We start from the raw sequence: 15,018 nt of genomic DNA on the forward strand, positions 1-15,018 counted from the left end.
TAACAGAGTTGTCAGCGCGGGGGACGAGCCGCCGGCCGGTGGCTGCTTCCGCCCCGGGGGCGGGACGTGATATTGGCGGCTGATGTCCCTGGGGATTTTGAAATGACCTGGTCCTTCCTGCTGACCACCTTGATCGTGGTCGCCTCGCCCGGCACCGGCGTGCTCTACACCCTGGCGGTGGCGCTGACCCGGGGCTCGCGCGCGAGCGTGGCGGCGGCGTTCGGCTGCACGCTCGGGATCTTGCCGCAGATGATCGCGGCGATGCTCGGCCTTGCCGCCATCCTGCACACCAGCGCGATGGCGTTCGCGGCGCTGAAATGGGGCGGCGTGGTCTATCTGCTCTATATGGCCTGGCAGGCGCTGCGCGAGCGGGGCGCGCTCGCCGTCGACACCGAGATCAAGCCGCGCTCGAGCGGGCGGGTGATCGTGACCGCCATCCTGATCAACATCCTCAATCCAAAGCTGTCGATCTTCTTCCTGGCCTTCCTGCCGCAGTTCATCGCCGTCGACGAACCCCACCCGCTGGCGCGGATGGTCGAGCTCAGCGGTGTGTTCATGGCGATGACCTTTGCGGTGTTCGCGGTCTACGGGCTGTTCGCGGCGTCGGTGCGCGACCGCGTCATCACCCGGCCGAAGGTGATGGCCTGGCTGCGGCGCAGCTTTGCCGCGGGCTTTGCCCTGCTCGGCGCCAAGCTCGCCTTCGCGGAGCGCTGACCTCGTATTCGCTCGCGGCTTGCGGCAGGCAATAAAAAAGCAGGCCTTGCGCCTGCTGCCTTGCGTCCCTGCCTGGATGGTCCGGATCGGGTGCCCGGGCAGGGCATGAGCCGCTACCCGGGCGAGAAATTGGTTACTTCTTGGCGGCCTTCTTCTTGGTGGCCTTTTTCGCCTTCGCCTTCTTCGCCTTCTTCGCTTTCTTAGCCATAGTATCCTCTCAAGGTTTCATGGATTGAACGCGACTCCGAGGCATGCTTGGCGGAGGGCCAGCCTCGCAACATCCTCAGTATCAAACTCAGCAGATTCGGAGGCTGCTGCCGCGTGCTGTCACTGCGCTGTCATCGTGTTATCCACAGCTGTTACGTGTTTTCGCCAGTTTTTCGCCAGTGTGCGCGTGTCACGCGTCGTGGCAGCGTCGTATCCGTCATGCTTAACGACGCGCAAACGGCCGGTGCGCCGATCTTCATCAATTCAAAACCACAGCGCGGATTGGCGCGTGGCGGGTGAGAGTCCGTTAAGCGGCGCGGCCGCATCCTGTCCCGCAAGGCAACGGGGATTGCCATTGGGAGAAAACGCCCTAAGGGGCGGACGGTCATTTCAGAAGAGGCGAGGCCGATACGGGCCTCGAACAGGGGCGATGTTGAGCGTTCCGACGCTTTGGACGGTATTCGTTATCAATTTTCTCGCGCTCGGCCTGATCTGGGCCTATGTCGCGCGCAGCTATCCGGCTTTCGGCGCGGCGCGGTTCTGGACCGCCTCCGCCTTCGTCGCGTCCGCCGGTGCGGCCTGCGCGATGCTCCGCGTGATGATGACGGACTCGCTGCTGCCGCTGCTCGCGGCGGGGACGCTGATGGTGTTCGCCGCCGGCCTTGCCGCGATGGGCATCGAGCGCTTCTACGGCAAGCCGGTCGGCTGGCGCAGCACCGCGCTGTCCACCGCACTCGCCTTCGCCGGCCTCGGCGTCTTCATCTTTGCCTATGACAGCATGCCGATGCGCATCCTGGTCTACACCATCGCCCAGGTCATGCCGTTTGCGTTGACGCTGAAGCTGTTGCTGTCGCCCGAGAACGGCCGCGTCAACCCCGGCGCGCGCCTCGCCGGCATCGTCGCCTCCCTGCTGATCTGCATTTATGCGCTGCGCCTCGTCGGCGCCGTGTTCGAGCCCGGCGAGTTCAGTTTCGTTCGCTTCAATGCGGGCCAGTCGCTGGTGATCCTGCTGATGGTGTTCCTGTCGATGGCGCTCAATTTCGGCTTCCTGCTGATGGCGATCGACCGGCTGCGCAACGAGGTCGCCGACCTTGCGCTGCTCGATGATCTCACCGGCGTCGGCAACCGCCGCCATCTGTTGCAGCGGCTGACCGAGGAATGCGCGCGCTCCGAGCGCAACGGCGAAGCCTTCGCGCTGCTGGTGATCGACCTCGACGGCTTCAAGGGCATCAACGACACCCATGGCCATGCTGCCGGCGACGCCTGCCTGCAGCACTTCACGCTGATGGCGCAGACGAGGCTCCGCCCGGGCGACATGCTGGCCCGCACCGGCGGCGACGAGTTCTGCATCGTGCTGCCGTCCTCGACGCTGCGCGAGGGCGCCATGATTGCCCGCCGCGTGCTGGAGGTCTGCCGCGCCGACGCCGAGCAGTGCACCGGCAATGACATTCCGATCGCGGTCTCGATCGGCGTTGCGCAATGGACCCGCGAGATCGGCCTGCATCCCGACCGCCTGGTCGCCGCCGCCGACCATGCGCTCTACGACGCCAAGAAGGGCGGCAAGAACGGCTACGCGACCTATGAGCCGAAGCTGCCGTCCGAGATGGTCGCTCTCGTGGAGGAGACCCTGCGCAAGCGCGCCTGAGCGTGCTAACGAGGGACGTGCTAACGAGGGACGACACTGGATCCTTCCGTGATGATGCCTCGCCTGTTCACCGCACTCCTTGCGCTCGTGCTGTCCTCCGCCGTATCAGCCGAAACCGATCTTGCAGCGATCGCGCGATCGCAGGGCACGCCCGAGATTCCCGGGTTGAAGATGGTGTGGCTGTCGCCTTGGGGCGACGTCGCCAAATCGCACCCGTGGCGCAACATCATCGTGCACCAGACCGAAGGCCCGGCCGGCTCGGCGCGAAATGGCGCCGCCGAGCAGCACAAGAACCCGACCCGCCGCGGCGTGATGGTTTGGGTCGAAACCGACGGCACGGTCTATTGGGCGGTCGCCGACAATCTGGTCCCAACCCATACCGACGGCGCCGACCGCAACGACAACAAATACATCGACAACAGCAAAACCTATCGGCAGGTGAACAAGGACACCTCGATCGGCGTCGAGTTCGCCGGCAATTTTCCCGATGTCACGAAGGGCCCGACCGATGCGCAGATCGCCGCCTGGCGGGTGCTGGTGAAGCTGCTGCGCGCGCGTTACGGCATCCCGCTGGAGCGCGTCTACGCGCACAACTGGATCGACTTCAAGGACGCCCGCTACTGCGAGGGCTGTGCGCTTGCGACCATGGCGCGAGAGTGGGGCGAGTAGGGTACGTACTCATTAAAATCCAGGACGCCCGCTTTCGGGGACGAAGCGGAAACCCACCCATCCTACAGCCGAGCTGGCGTTAACGACGCTTGGCGATTTCCAGCCTGAACGAAATCGCTTCGAAGCTTGTTAAAATTTGCTGGGTACCTGTTCGAAGCACAGGGATCGAGGGAAAGACATGGCAAAGCGGGCCAAACGTGGGAAGACTGAGGCGCTCGCGCTGCCGGTGGCGGGAAGAGTTGCAATTGGCGCCGTGGCGGCTGTCGCATTGGGGTACGGTTTGCTGTGGCGGCCGGCGAGCGTTCAACCGATACGGAAGCTAGCCGCGCACCAGGTCCCGGCGCCATCGGCTCCTACGCCATCGACTCCTCTTCGCGTATCGGCGCCAGTTCAGGCACCAGCGTCGGTTCCGGTTCCAACCCCGGCCCCAGCGCCCCGGGTCGAAACACCAAAAGCCGTTGACGCTCCCGGAAGATTTGTTCGGCAGGTGGTTGACTACGTCAGTCACCAGACGCCGGGCACCGTCGTCATCGATACCGGAAACACATTCCTTTACCTCGTTCTGAACGACGGACAAGCGATGCGCTACGGCATCGGCGTCGGCCGCGAAGGTTTCACATGGTCCGGTGAACAGACCGTGGCCCGCAAAACAGAATGGCCGGATTGGCGTCCGCCGGCAGAGATGATTTCGCGCCAGCCTTATCTGCCGCGGTTTATGGCAGGGGGTCCCGGCAATCCGCTCGGCGCCCGGGCGATGTATCTTGGCGATACCGAATATAGAATTCACGGCACCAATAAGCCCGATACGATCGGGAAGCGGGTCTCGTCCGGCTGTATCCGGCTGACCAATGAGGACGTCGTGGACCTTTACGACCGGGTAAAGGTCGGCGCGAAAGTGATCGTGCTTCCGGCACAAGCTGCCGCCACCCTGGCCGAAAGATGATGGCCGGGACCATACTCACTTTTCGAGGTAAGGTCGTCGAAGCAATTCAGGCTAATCAACGGGACGGTGAATGACGATTTCAAGCGATGACGAGCTCGACAGGCTCAAGGAGATCGGCCGCATTGTCGCTAACACGCTGGCCGCAATGGGAGGGGCCATCGAGCCGGGAATGACGACCGGCGAACTGGATAAATTCGGTCGAGATCTTCTGGAAAGAGCAGGGGCCGCGCCTGCTCCCGAACTTTGCTACGGTTTCCCGGGTGCGACCTGCATCAGTGTCAACGAAGAGATCGCTCACGGCATTCCGGGCAACCGTCGGATTGCCGCGGGTGACCTGGTCAATATCGACGTGTCCGCAGAAAGAAACGGCGTCTTTGCCGATACGGGCGCATCCTTCGCCGTGCCGGTTTCCAGGGCGATCGAGCGGCTCTGCCGTGATGGGCGACGCGCCATGTGGACCGGCATCAGGCAGGTGGGCGCGAACAAGCCGCTCGGCGACATCGGAAACGCGATCGGCGAGTTCGCTCGCCGAAATCACTATACGCTCGTGCAAAATCTTGCCAGCCACGGCGTCGGGCATTCGCTGCATGAGGCGCCGACGGAGATCGCGACCTGGCCGGTTCGATCCGAGCGGCGGATCATCAATGAAGGCCTCGTCTTCACCGTGGAGCCGTTTCTTTCGCTGGGCGCGGAGTGGGCGGAAGACGGGGGCGAAGCTGGAGATGCATGGACGCTCTTCAGCAGCCCGAGAGCGCCGACCGTGCAGTTCGAGCACACCGTCGTCGCAACGCGTAACGGACCTCTCGTCGTGACCTTGCCCGGGTCACTCTTGAATGCGTAGACCGGCCTTGAGACCCCGCGCCGATCACCGTAGAGTTGAAGACCTGTAGACCCGCGACGAGTTGCGGGCCCAGCGCAGGGAAATTCGTCGCGTCTAAAACCGGGAATGGCTCTCCTATTGGTCGCTCGAAAAGGTGACGTCATCATGAGCGTGGGTTTGGACCGCAAGCCGCAGGTACGCCGGACGACGCCGCCGTCGGAAAGTGTCGTTGCGAGCTGGTACGGGAACGCCAGTCTGCTCGATAGCTACAGCATCGACTTGAGCGCGTCGGAACAGGCGAGCATGCGCGAGCTGGCGAGGCGGACGCTCGTCAATCCGCCCGCGTGGCAAAAGGCGTTGATCGCCCTGCGCGACGCCATGGTAACGCCCTTTGGCATCAAGACATCAGATACGGTCAGGACGTCGCCGGACGGCCATGAACGGGTGGACTTCTTCCCGGTGCACTGGGAGGGCAAGGACGAGATCGTGCTCGGCGCGGATGACCGGCACCTGGACTTCCGGCTATCCCTGCTCCGACGCCATGCTCCAACAGGCGCGTTACTGATCGCGACAACCGTCGTGCGCACCCACAATGCCCTGGGCTTCACCTATCTCAACGCGATCCGGCCTTTTCATCACCTCGTGGTCCGGGCCAACCTGGCACGCTGTGCGCAAGCACAACTGCAGTAGAGCTCCGGAAACCGGCCCGTAGGATGGGTGAAGCGAAGCGATACCAATCAACCTTGTACCGCGCGGAGGGATGATGGATATCGCTGCGCTCCACCCATCCTAAAGACTGTCCCAACTCCAACTCCCACCTTAAAGGTGACAAATTTCAGACCTTGAGAAGAGCGGATGAAAACTGTTGCATGATGTTGGAGTGCACCAATGAGCCCTTCCGGAGCATTGATCGCGATCCTGCCGTGTAATGACCTCGATGCATCGGAGCGGTTCTACAACCGGCTCGGCTTTGCGCGCCCGGACAGCGAAAGGCCCGCTCCGGGAGAGCCCGACACCTATCGCATGCTGTCGAACGGGAAGGGCGGACATCTACATCTGACGGACGCGGTCGAGGGATGGCTAACGCCGGGCAGAAACCCGTTTGGGCTCTATCTCTACCTCGAGAGTGTTGACGTTGCGGCGCGCGAATTTCAGCAATCACCGGCGGACAAGCCGTGGGGGATGTACGAATTTGCGATCTCTGACCCGGATGAAACCTTGGTCCGCGTCGGTTGGCCGACCCGTCTCCGCGCCGGAGCGCAATAATTCGACTGGGACTGAGCCAGGGCGGACGATTGTAGGCACCAGAACGGCCAGCTAAGGTTATTTGCTAAAGCTCACGTGAGTTGAATATGTCTGACTTCACCAAGTGGAAATGTCGCGCTGACCGCGAGGCGACGATCTTGGCGTATGGCCTAACTGAACGCGGCGGAGCCGATACGTGCGATTGCGCAGGCTGCAGGAATTTCAGAGCAGCCCGACCCGACTGCTTTCCTCCCGAGTTCATTACGTTGCTTGGCCAACTAGGGATTGATCCCAGTAAGGACGCAGAGGTGTATCACACCGCCCGTATCGCTCCGGGTCGCCACGATTATGGTGGGTGGTATCATTTCATCGGTACTCTCGACGAAATAGGTGACTTTCCACCTGTTGAGCTCGTGGATTTTAGTGCGTGGATGTGTCGGGCCTCAGCGCCGAGATTTCCGAGCCTGGAAGGTAAGCAGGTCGTGCAGCTCGAGTTTCATGCCGCGGCGGTGCCGTGGCGGTTAGACGAGCCCGAGATAGAGTGATGGCCTTGGCTCGGGCTTGGTTCGGATTTGGCCCTAACCCGGCATGGCCAAGAGCGCGTCCCTTGTCCGCCCCCGAGGTTGATGCGGACATTTGTCGGCAGGCGGACTTCGTTACGGCAGCTTCGTAGGATGGGTGGCGCGAAGCGATACCCATCAACCTCGTGCCGCGTGGCCCGATGGTGGGTATCGCTGCGCGCCACCCATCCTGCGGACAAACAAAAAAGCCGGCGTTGCCGCCGGCTTTCGCGTCTGTTGGCTTGTCGCCGCGCGATTAGTGCGCGGCTTCGAGTGCGGCTTCCTGCCGGGCGATCGTGCCCTTGACGGCCGACTGCACCTTCTCGAACGCGCGGACCTCGATCTGCCGCACGCGCTCGCGCGACACGCCGAACTCGGCGGCGAGGTCTTCCAGCGTCATCGGCTCATCGGCCAGACGCCGCGCCTCGAAGATGCGGCGTTCGCGCGGGTTGAGCACGCCGATCGCACCGTTCAGGGCCTGGCGGCGATGATCGAACTCCTCGCTCTCGGCCATCAAGGCTTCGGCGTTGGGCGAGTTGTCGACCAGCCAGTCCTGCCATTCGCCGGCTTCGCCGTCGTCGCGGATCGGGGCGTTGAGCGACGCGTCACCGCCGAGGCGGCGATTCATGTCGATCACGTCCTGATCGGTCACGCCGAGGCGCTTGGCAATCAGCTTCACCTGGTCGGGGTGGAGATCACCCTCTTCCAGTGCCGAGATCTTGCTCTTCGCCTTGCGCAGGTTGAAGAACAGCTTCTTCTGGTTCGCGGTGGTGCCCATCTTCACGAGCGACCAGGAACGCAGGATGTACTCTTGTATTGACGCCTTGATCCACCACATGGCGTATGTAGCGAGACGGAAGCCCTTCTCGGGCTCGAATCGCTTCACCGCCTGCATCAGGCCGACATTGCCTTCCGAGACGACCTCGGAGATCGGCAAGCCGTAGCCGCGATAGCCCATGGCAATCTTGGCCACGAGCCTGAGATGGCTGGTGACAAGCTTATGCGCCGCGTCGCGATCGTCGTGCTCGCGCCAACGCTTGGCGAGCATGTACTCCTGCTGGGGCTCCAGCATGGGGAACTTGCGGATCTCGGCGAGGTATCGAGAGAGGCCGGATTCTCCATTGAGGACCGGCAACGTAGCTGTACGGGCCATTACTTGCGCCCTCCAGTGGTTCAGGCCCCCGATAGCGGCGGGCCCGGCAGGTGGCCGCTGGGTTAAAGCCGGCCACGCTGCGATGTTCCGCGTTGGATATTCAACGCAGGTTCAACATACACCAAACTGTCCGTGATAGGGAAGGATTGCTGACGTCACGTCCCCGTGTGGCAGCCATAACCTGTTGTCATAGCGAGGCTTTTCAGCAGGTGGTGCGTCATACCGCCGCTGCCAGCGCGCGCTGCAGGAGAAGCAAATCCTCCGGCAAAGCCGACTCCCAGTGCAAAAGTTCCCCGGTCCGGGGGTGCTCCAATGCCAGCAGATAGGCGTGCAGGGCCTGGCGATCGAGCGCGGTAAGTGCGTCCTTACCTTCCACGCTGAGCTGCCCGGCCTTGGTCTTGAAGTGGGCGCCGTAAACGCCATCGCCCATCAGGGGATGGCCGAGATGGGCAAGGTGGACCCGGATCTGATGGGTCCGCCCGGTCTCGAGCCGGCAGGCCAAGAGCGAAGCGACCGGCTTGCCGTCGCGGCCGGCAAAACTCTCTCGCACCTCGAAATGGGTGATCGCCTCGCGGCCGCTCTGGCGCACCGCCATTTTCTCGCGGGCATGCGGATGGCGGTCGATCGGCGCGTCGATGGTGCCGTGGGGCCGGTTCGGCACGCCCCAGGCGAACGCCATGTAGCCGCGTTCCATCGGGCCGGTACGGCCGTGGTCGGCGAACTGCGCGGTCAGCGACTGATGGGCGTGGTCGTTCTTGGCAACCACCATCAGCCCCGTGGTGTCCTTGTCGAGGCGGTGCACTATGCCTGGCCGCTTGATCCCGCCGATGCCCGACAGGCTGCTGCCGCAATGCGCGATCAACGCGTTGACCAGCGTTCCCGTGGCGTGGCCGGCCGCGGGATGCACGACGAGGCCCCTCGGCTTGTTGATGACGATGATGTCGTCGTCCTCGAACACGATATCGAGCGCGATGTCCTCGCCCTGAGGCTCGGCGGGCACGGCCTCCGGCACGTCGATTATGATCGTATCGCCCTTGGCGACATGATAAGCGGGGTCGCGCACGACGGCGTCCTTGACGGCCACGGAACCGGCGAGGATCAGCGCCTTCAGCCGGGACCGCGACAACTCCGCAGTCCGCTGTGCGAGCACGCGGTCAAGCCGGGCGGAGCCCTCGTCGCCTGCGACGATGACCTCCAGCTTCCGACCGCCATTCGAAGAGACCTGATTCAAATCGACCTGTTGCAAAGATAGAGCCTTGTGATGACCGACACCGCTGTGACCGAACCGACCCCCGACCAGGCCGCGCTGATCGCGCGGGTGCGGCGCATGATGCTGATCGCGGGACTGACCTCGGCCTTGGCCGTGGCCGTCGTGTTGATTGCCATCGGCTACCGCCTTTATCGCAGCGAGGGAAGCCCCGTTTCCGTTGCCGATGTCACTGCTGCGCTGCCGAAGGGCGCCCGCATCGTCGCAACCGGCGTCGCCGGCGAACGGCTGGTCCTCACGCTTGATATAGGCGGTGCAACAGAGATCCGCACATTTGATGCAAAGACACTGAAACCTGTCGGCAGGCTGAGCTTCGTCAACGAGCCCTGATCAAGGCAATCGCGAAGCGGCGCGGTCGATCAACCAAAAGCTGCAGCGTATTTTTTGCGCATGCGTTCGCGCATCGAGAATGTGTGCCGCCATCTTTTCGGCTGAGTTGCACGCTCAGCTTGCGCCATGTCGCAATCCAACCCCAGCGCTTCCATCAAACAGTCCGGTGAATCCGATGCAGCAGGGGCGCGGATCGACCCGACGCGTCGCGCGGTGTTGACCGCGCTTGCGGGCTGCGCCTGTCTCGCGGCGATCGAACCCGCAGCCGCCGACGATGAAGAACAGCCCGGCGCCAGTGAGCGACCGCAAAAAGCCGATGTCCTGGTCCGCGCCGAAGGCGACAAGGCCGGCCAGGTCATCAAGTCGGATGATCTGACGCTGGGCGGACCGCCCATTCGCGCCTGGCCGCAGGACCCGAAAACCTCCGTCGTCCGCAAAGGTTCGCGGCTCAACGAGGTCGTGCTCGTCAAGCTCGATCCGAACGAACTCGACGATGCCACGCGTGCCCGCGCGCCGGACGGCATCGTCTGCTACTCGATCATCTGCTCGCATGCCGGATGTCCGATCACCGCCTGGGTGAAGGAAGATCAGGGCGACAAGAACGTTCTGAAATGCCTCTGTCACAACTCCGAATACGATCCGCGGCAGAATGCGCAGGTCGTGTTCGGGCCGGCGCCACGTCGCCTCGCGGCATTGCCGCTGACGGTTGCCGACGGCGCGATCACGGTCGCCGCGCCATTCGTCGGGAAGGTGGGTGCTCAGCAAGGAGGATGAGGCCACATCGGGATTTCTGCACGACCTAAAGCATGATCCGGAAAAGTGTGAAGCGGTTTTCCGCGTGACAAACGCGGAACGCGTTTGCGCGGAGATCATGCTCAAACAAAACTGAAAAAACAAAACAGAGCAGGGAGGTAGCATCTCATGACAAGCAAGCAGTGGTTACTGTCGAGTTGTGTCGCGTTCACGTGCCTCATTTCGACCTACGCCGTCGCAGGGCCGATCGAAAACTACAGTTCGGTGACCTCTGCGCGTCTCGAAAATCCCGAACCCGGCAACTGGATGCTCTATCGCCGGACCTATGACGGACAGGGTTTCAGTCCGCTCAACCAGATCAACACGTCCAACGTCAAGGACCTCAAGCCGGCCTGGACCTTCTCGACCGGTGTGATCGAAGGCCACGAGGCGCCGCCGATCGTCAATAACGGCGTGATGTTCGTCGCGACCCCAATGGGGCAGGTGATCGCGCTCAACGCCAAGACCGGCGAAGAGTACTGGCGCTACAAGCGGCAGCTTCCGGACGATCTGTTCCAGCTGCATCCGACCAGCCGCGGCGTCGGCCTGTGGGAGGACAAGCTCTATCTCGCCACCACCGACGACCACGTCGTCGCGCTCGATGCCAAGACCGGCAAGGTGGTCTGGGACACCAAGGTCCAGGACTACAAGAAGGGTCAGTACATGACGCTGATGCCGCTGGTGGTCGACGGCAAGGTGATCGTCGGCGGCTCCGGCGGTGAGTTCGGCGTGCGTGGCTATGTCGTCGCCTTCGACGCCAACAGCGGCAAGGAGCTCTGGCGCACCTTCACCATCCCCGGCGAAGGCGAGCCCGGTCACGAGACCTGGAGCGGCGACGACTGGAAGTCCGGCGGCGGATCGGCCTGGATGACCGGCACCTACGACAAGGACACCAAGACGGTCTATTGGGGCGTCGGCAACGCCGCGCCGTGGCCCGGCTCGATGCATCCCGGCGACAATCTCTACACCAGCTCGGTGCTCGCGCTCGATCCCGACAACGGCAAGATCAAGACCCACTTCCAGTATCACCAGAACGATTCCTGGGACTGGGACGAGGTCGATGCGCCGATGCTGATCGACATGCAGCGCGACGGACGGTCGTTCAAGAGCCTGGTCCATCCGGGGCGCGACGCGATCTTCTGGGTGCTGGAGCGCAAGCCGGACAAGATCAACTATGTCGCCGGCTGGCCGTTCGTGAAGACCAATGTCTGGAAGGGCATCGAGGCAGAAACCGGCCGGCCGATCCTCGATCCGGAGCACAAGCCCGTGCTCGGCAAGCGGGTCGAGTTCTGCCCGTCGCTGTGGGGCGGCAAGGATTGGCCGTCGGCGGCGTACAGCCAGAACACCAAGCTCGTCTACGTTCCCGCCAACGAGAATTTCTGCGGCGGCTTCACCGGCGAGAAGCAGCCATTGGTTCCCGGCCAGCTCTGGCTCGGCACCAAGCCGGAGGACATCGGTCTGACGCCGGCACCGAACGCCGATCATTTCGGCGAATTGCAGGCATGGGATCCGGTCACCGGCAAGAAGGTCTGGCAGCATGACTACAAGACCTCGCAATTGTTCGGCGCGGTGACGGCGACCGCGGGCGACCTGGTTCTGGCCGGCGGCACCAATGACCGGATGTTCCGCATCTTCAATGCCAAGACCGGCGAACTGTTGTGGGAGCAGAAGACCAACTCCGGCATCATGGCGATGCCGATGTCCTATGAGGTCGATGGAACGCAATACATCGCGGTCCAGTCGGGCTGGGGCGTCGACGCGCAGCGCATCCAGGACGCGCTCGCCGGCAAGGTTGCGGGCTTCGAGAACAACGTCCCGCAAGGCGGCGTGATCTGGGTGTTCGCGCTCGACAAGAAATAGGGCACGCGATCGGAGCTTCGGTTCTATTGAATCAGAACCGAAGCTCCAGAAAAGCGCTTCTCGCCGATAGGGGGCGATGCGATCGGGAAGCGGCGGTTGGGGAGACCGCCGCTTCCCGGTCCGCTTTGGTCTTCAGCATGATCCTTCCGGATCATGCGCTACTTGCCCTTGGTGTCGACCTTCTGCTTCTCGTCCTCGTTCATCTGCTTGATCGTCGGATCACGGCTGACCTCACCGGTGGCTTGCCCGGTGGTCGAGGGCGGCCCATTGCTCGGAACCGAGGTCTGGTCGGGCAGTACCTTGGCCGGACGCGTCGCGGTCGTGCTCGGCGGCGAGGCGGTCTGTGCAAACGCTGCCTGTGTCGCAAAGAGAAAGACGCCCGCGGACAAGATTGCCGCGAGCGTCTTGGATTTTCGAGGTGGGGTTCTCATCGATCTGCTCCAGTGGATCGATGAGAACGGCCCGCTTCAGCTAACGTTCCTGCCTCAGGTCTCCAGCTGCTTGCCGATCGGAAGGGCGCGGATGCGCTTTCCGGTGGCGGCAAAGATCGCGTTGCTCAGGGCCGGTGCGAACGGCGGCACGCCGGGTTCGCCGACGCCGCTCGGCGGGGTGTCTGCCCCGGGCGGCACGATGTAGACGTTGGTGATCACAGGCGACTCGTCGATCCGGATCACCGGGAAGTCGTCGAAATTGCTCTGCTGCACCTTGCCGTCCTTGAAGCTGATCTCGCCATATTTGGCGAGGCTCAGCCCCATGATCGCGGCGCCTTCGATCTGCGAGGCGATCCGCTCCGGGTTGACGTACGTGCCGCAATCGATCGCGGTGTCGACCCGCGGCACCGTGAGCTTGCCCTTGTCGTCAACAGCCACCTCGACGATGGTCGCGATGTAGCTGACGAAGGAGCGGTGCACGGCGATGCCGAGACCATGGCCCTTCGGGACGGTACGGCCCCACTCGCCCTTTTCGGCAACCAGTTCGACCACCTTGCGGAGCCGCGCGGTGTCGATCGGGTAGCTGTCATAGGGCTCGCCGTAGTTCCAGGGATCCTTCACCGAGGACAGGTTGACGATCCGCGGGCTGCCGATCAGCTCCAGCAGCATCTCCTTCTGGTCGCGGCCGGTCGCATGCGCGATTTCCCCGACCATGGATTGCACCGCGAAGGCGCGCGGGATGTTGGACACCGAGCGGAACCAGCCGATCCGCGTGAACGCGGCCGCCTCCGGATTCTCGCACTGCAGATTGGCGATCTCGAACGGGTTGTCGATGAGGCCCATGCCGAGCTCGAACGGCGCTTCATGGTTGGCGCCGGCGGCGAAGGTGGAGGCGATGGTCGGCGCCACGCTGCGGTGCCGCCACGCGATCACCTTGCCGCTCTTGTCGAGACCGGCCTCGATCCGTTCCACGGAGACCGTGTGCAGGAAGTCGTGATGCACGTCGTCCTCACGGGTCCACTGCACCTTGACCGGCGTGCCGAGTTCCTTCGACAGCAGTGCCGCCTCGAGCGCGAAGTCGCATTTCGACTTGCGGCCGAAGCCGCCGCCAAGCAGCGTCACGTTGACGGTGACATTGTCCTCGGGGATGCCGAGCGTCTTGGCGACGTCCTCGCGAGTGCCACCGGGACTCTGCACCGGCGCCCAGATCTGGGCCTTGTCGCCCTTGACGTCGGCAACCGCGACCGGCGGCTCCATGCTGACATGGGCGAGATGTGGCAGATAATATTCGCCCACGATCACCTTGTCGGCGCTCTTCAGCGCCGCATCGACGTCGCCTTCCTTCCGCACCACGAGCCCGGGCTTGCGCGCGGCCTCCTCGAGCGAGGCACGATAGGTGGCGGAGTCGTATTTCGCGTTCGCGCCGTCATCCCAGACGATCTTCAGCGCGTCGCGGCCCTTGATCGCGGCACCGGTGTTGCGCGCGATCACGGCCACGCCGCCGAGCGGCTGGAACTTGGATGGCCAGGGCCAGCCCTTGACCTCCATGACCTTCTCGACGCCGGGCACCTTCATCGCCGCGCTGTCGTCGAACGACTTGAGCTTGCCGCCGGTAACCGGAGGACGGGCGATGACCGCGTATTTCAGGCCGGGCAGGCGGATATCTGCGCCGTAATTGGCCTTGCCGGTGGTGATGTCGTGCAGGTCGACGATCGAGACCTCGCCCTTGCCGAGATAGCGGAAGTCCTTCGGATCCTTCAGCTTGAGGCCCTCGATGCTCGGCACCGACTCCTTGGCGGCATCGGCCGCGAGATCGCCGAAGCCGATCTTGCGGCCACTTGAGCTGTGCACAACCTCATGGTTCTGCGCCTTCACCTCGGCGACCGGCACGCCCCATTTTTTGGCGGCGGCGGCTTCCAGCATTGAGCGCGCGGAGGCGCCGATCTGGCGCATCGGGATCAGATAGTGCCGCGTGCTGCGCGACCCGTCGGTGTCCTGGTTGCCGAACTTGACCTCGTCGCCATGCGCCTGCTGGACATGGACGCGGGCCCAGTCGGCCTCCATCTCCTCGGCGACGATCAAGGGCAGGCTGGTGCGGACGCCGGTGCCCATCTCGGAGCGGTGCGCCAGGATGGTGACGACGCCGTCGGGGGCGATCGCGACGAACACGCGCGGGTCGACCACGACGCCGTGCGGCATCTTGCCGGCACCGGTCTCATAGGCGAACGCCTGCCGTGTCATCACGGGTGCGGCGAGCACGAAAGAGCCGGCGATGCCGAGACCCTTGAGGATGCTGCGGCGCGAGACGTTCTCGACCTTCACATGCTTCTCGAAGCCGCGAAGCTTGCCAGAATTGGTGGGTATGTTGGTGCGGATGTTCAT

14 protein-coding genes are annotated in these 15,018 nt (G+C 63.5%); 10 read left to right on the forward strand and 4 right to left on the reverse strand.

What is annotated here, in order from left to right; genetic code table 11:
- Nucleotides 1-102 precede the first annotated feature (102 nt).
- The 7 genes from HAP47_RS09590 (at nt 103) to HAP47_RS09620 (ending at nt 6,264) form a co-directional block, all read left to right on the forward strand.
- Nucleotides 103-714 carry a LysE family translocator gene (locus HAP47_RS09590; RefSeq protein WP_173638462.1) on the forward strand — a complete coding sequence of 204 codons (612 nt, stop codon included), beginning with the start codon at nt 103-105 and terminating at the stop codon, nt 712-714.
- A gap of 637 nt (nt 715-1,351) precedes the next feature.
- Nucleotides 1,352-2,566 (forward strand): GGDEF domain-containing protein, encoded by a 1,215-nt coding sequence (locus HAP47_RS09595; RefSeq protein WP_173638461.1) that lies wholly within the window; start codon nt 1,352-1,354, stop codon nt 2,564-2,566.
- A gap of 51 nt (nt 2,567-2,617) precedes the next feature.
- Nucleotides 2,618-3,235, forward strand: a complete 618-nt coding sequence (locus HAP47_RS09600; RefSeq protein WP_173640574.1) for a peptidoglycan recognition protein family protein — start codon at nt 2,618-2,620, stop codon at nt 3,233-3,235.
- Nucleotides 3,236-3,413: 178 nt separating this feature from the next.
- Nucleotides 3,414-4,178 (forward strand): L,D-transpeptidase, encoded by a 765-nt coding sequence (locus HAP47_RS09605; RefSeq protein WP_173638460.1) that lies wholly within the window; start codon nt 3,414-3,416, stop codon nt 4,176-4,178.
- 70 nt (nt 4,179-4,248) lie between these two features.
- A complete protein-coding gene (gene map, locus HAP47_RS09610) occupies nt 4,249-5,019 on the forward strand; it encodes a type I methionyl aminopeptidase (RefSeq protein ID WP_173638459.1) in 771 nt (256 codons plus the stop codon).
- Nucleotides 5,020-5,163: 144 nt separating this feature from the next.
- Nucleotides 5,164-5,688, forward strand: a complete 525-nt coding sequence (locus HAP47_RS09615) for a DUF2867 domain-containing protein (RefSeq protein ID WP_173638458.1) — start codon at nt 5,164-5,166, stop codon at nt 5,686-5,688.
- A gap of 198 nt (nt 5,689-5,886) precedes the next feature.
- Entirely contained in the window at nt 5,887-6,264 is a 378-nt protein-coding gene (locus HAP47_RS09620) for a VOC family protein (protein ID WP_173638457.1), read from the forward strand.
- A 795-nt stretch (nt 6,265-7,059) separates the two neighbouring features.
- Here the strand turns inward: HAP47_RS09620 and rpoH are convergent.
- On the reverse strand, nt 7,060-7,956 hold the full coding sequence (gene rpoH / locus HAP47_RS09625; protein WP_024581019.1) for an RNA polymerase sigma factor RpoH: 897 nt from the start codon (nt 7,954-7,956) through the stop codon (nt 7,060-7,062).
- Between the two features lie 217 nt (nt 7,957-8,173).
- Complete coding sequence (locus tag HAP47_RS09630) at nt 8,174-9,154, reverse strand: RluA family pseudouridine synthase (RefSeq protein WP_173640573.1); 981 nt, start codon at nt 9,152-9,154, stop codon at nt 8,174-8,176.
- Between the two features lie 63 nt (nt 9,155-9,217).
- On the opposite strand from HAP47_RS09630, the gene HAP47_RS09635 reads away from it, so the two are divergent.
- The 3 genes from HAP47_RS09635 to HAP47_RS09645 all read left to right on the forward strand — a co-directional run bounded on the left by HAP47_RS09635 (nt 9,218) and on the right by HAP47_RS09645 (nt 12,205).
- On the forward strand, nt 9,218-9,553 hold the full coding sequence (locus HAP47_RS09635; protein ID WP_173638456.1) for a hypothetical protein: 336 nt from the start codon (nt 9,218-9,220) through the stop codon (nt 9,551-9,553).
- A gap of 126 nt (nt 9,554-9,679) precedes the next feature.
- On the forward strand, nt 9,680-10,327 hold the full coding sequence (locus HAP47_RS09640; RefSeq protein ID WP_173638455.1) for a ubiquinol-cytochrome c reductase iron-sulfur subunit: 648 nt from the start codon (nt 9,680-9,682) through the stop codon (nt 10,325-10,327).
- Between the two features lie 147 nt (nt 10,328-10,474).
- Complete coding sequence (locus HAP47_RS09645) at nt 10,475-12,205, forward strand: methanol/ethanol family PQQ-dependent dehydrogenase (RefSeq protein ID WP_173638454.1); 1,731 nt, start codon at nt 10,475-10,477, stop codon at nt 12,203-12,205.
- 158 nt (nt 12,206-12,363) lie between these two features.
- Here the strand turns inward: HAP47_RS09645 and HAP47_RS09650 are convergent, their stop codons facing one another.
- Together HAP47_RS09650 and HAP47_RS09655 are read right to left on the reverse strand one after the other, a co-directional pair.
- Nucleotides 12,364-12,636, reverse strand: a complete 273-nt coding sequence (locus HAP47_RS09650; RefSeq protein WP_173638453.1) for a hypothetical protein — start codon at nt 12,634-12,636, stop codon at nt 12,364-12,366.
- 54 nt (nt 12,637-12,690) lie between these two features.
- On the reverse strand, nt 12,691-15,018 hold the full coding sequence (locus HAP47_RS09655; RefSeq protein ID WP_173638452.1) for a xanthine dehydrogenase family protein molybdopterin-binding subunit: 2,328 nt from the start codon (nt 15,016-15,018) through the stop codon (nt 12,691-12,693).

Source organism: Bradyrhizobium sp. 41S5 (genome assembly GCF_011516665.3).
GTDB classification, from domain to species: Bacteria; Pseudomonadota; Alphaproteobacteria; order Rhizobiales; family Xanthobacteraceae; genus Bradyrhizobium; species Bradyrhizobium quebecense.

Bases quoted from the DNA above. Each gene is read 5' to 3' on its own strand.
- HAP47_RS09590 (WP_173638462.1), top strand. From the start codon at position 103: ATGACCTGGTCCTTCCTGCTGACCACCTTGATCGTGGTCGCCTCGCCC.
- HAP47_RS09595 (WP_173638461.1), top strand. From the start codon at position 1,352: ATGTTGAGCGTTCCGACGCTTTGGACGGTATTCGTTATCAATTTTCTC.
- HAP47_RS09600 (WP_173640574.1), top strand. From the start codon at position 2,618: ATGATGCCTCGCCTGTTCACCGCACTCCTTGCGCTCGTGCTGTCCTCC.
- HAP47_RS09605 (WP_173638460.1), top strand. From the start codon at position 3,414: ATGGCAAAGCGGGCCAAACGTGGGAAGACTGAGGCGCTCGCGCTGCCG.
- map (WP_173638459.1), top strand. From the start codon at position 4,249: ATGACGATTTCAAGCGATGACGAGCTCGACAGGCTCAAGGAGATCGGC.
- HAP47_RS09615 (WP_173638458.1), top strand. From the start codon at position 5,164: ATGAGCGTGGGTTTGGACCGCAAGCCGCAGGTACGCCGGACGACGCCG.
- HAP47_RS09620 (WP_173638457.1), top strand. From the start codon at position 5,887: ATGAGCCCTTCCGGAGCATTGATCGCGATCCTGCCGTGTAATGACCTC.
- rpoH (WP_024581019.1), bottom strand. From the start codon at position 7,956: ATGGCCCGTACAGCTACGTTGCCGGTCCTCAATGGAGAATCCGGCCTC.
- HAP47_RS09635 (WP_173638456.1), top strand. From the start codon at position 9,218: ATGACCGACACCGCTGTGACCGAACCGACCCCCGACCAGGCCGCGCTG.
- HAP47_RS09640 (WP_173638455.1), top strand. From the start codon at position 9,680: ATGTCGCAATCCAACCCCAGCGCTTCCATCAAACAGTCCGGTGAATCC.
- HAP47_RS09645 (WP_173638454.1), top strand. From the start codon at position 10,475: ATGACAAGCAAGCAGTGGTTACTGTCGAGTTGTGTCGCGTTCACGTGC.
- HAP47_RS09650 (WP_173638453.1), bottom strand. From the start codon at position 12,636: ATGAGAACCCCACCTCGAAAATCCAAGACGCTCGCGGCAATCTTGTCC.
- HAP47_RS09655 (WP_173638452.1), bottom strand. From the start codon at position 15,018: ATGAACATCCGCACCAACATACCCACCAATTCTGGCAAGCTTCGCGGC.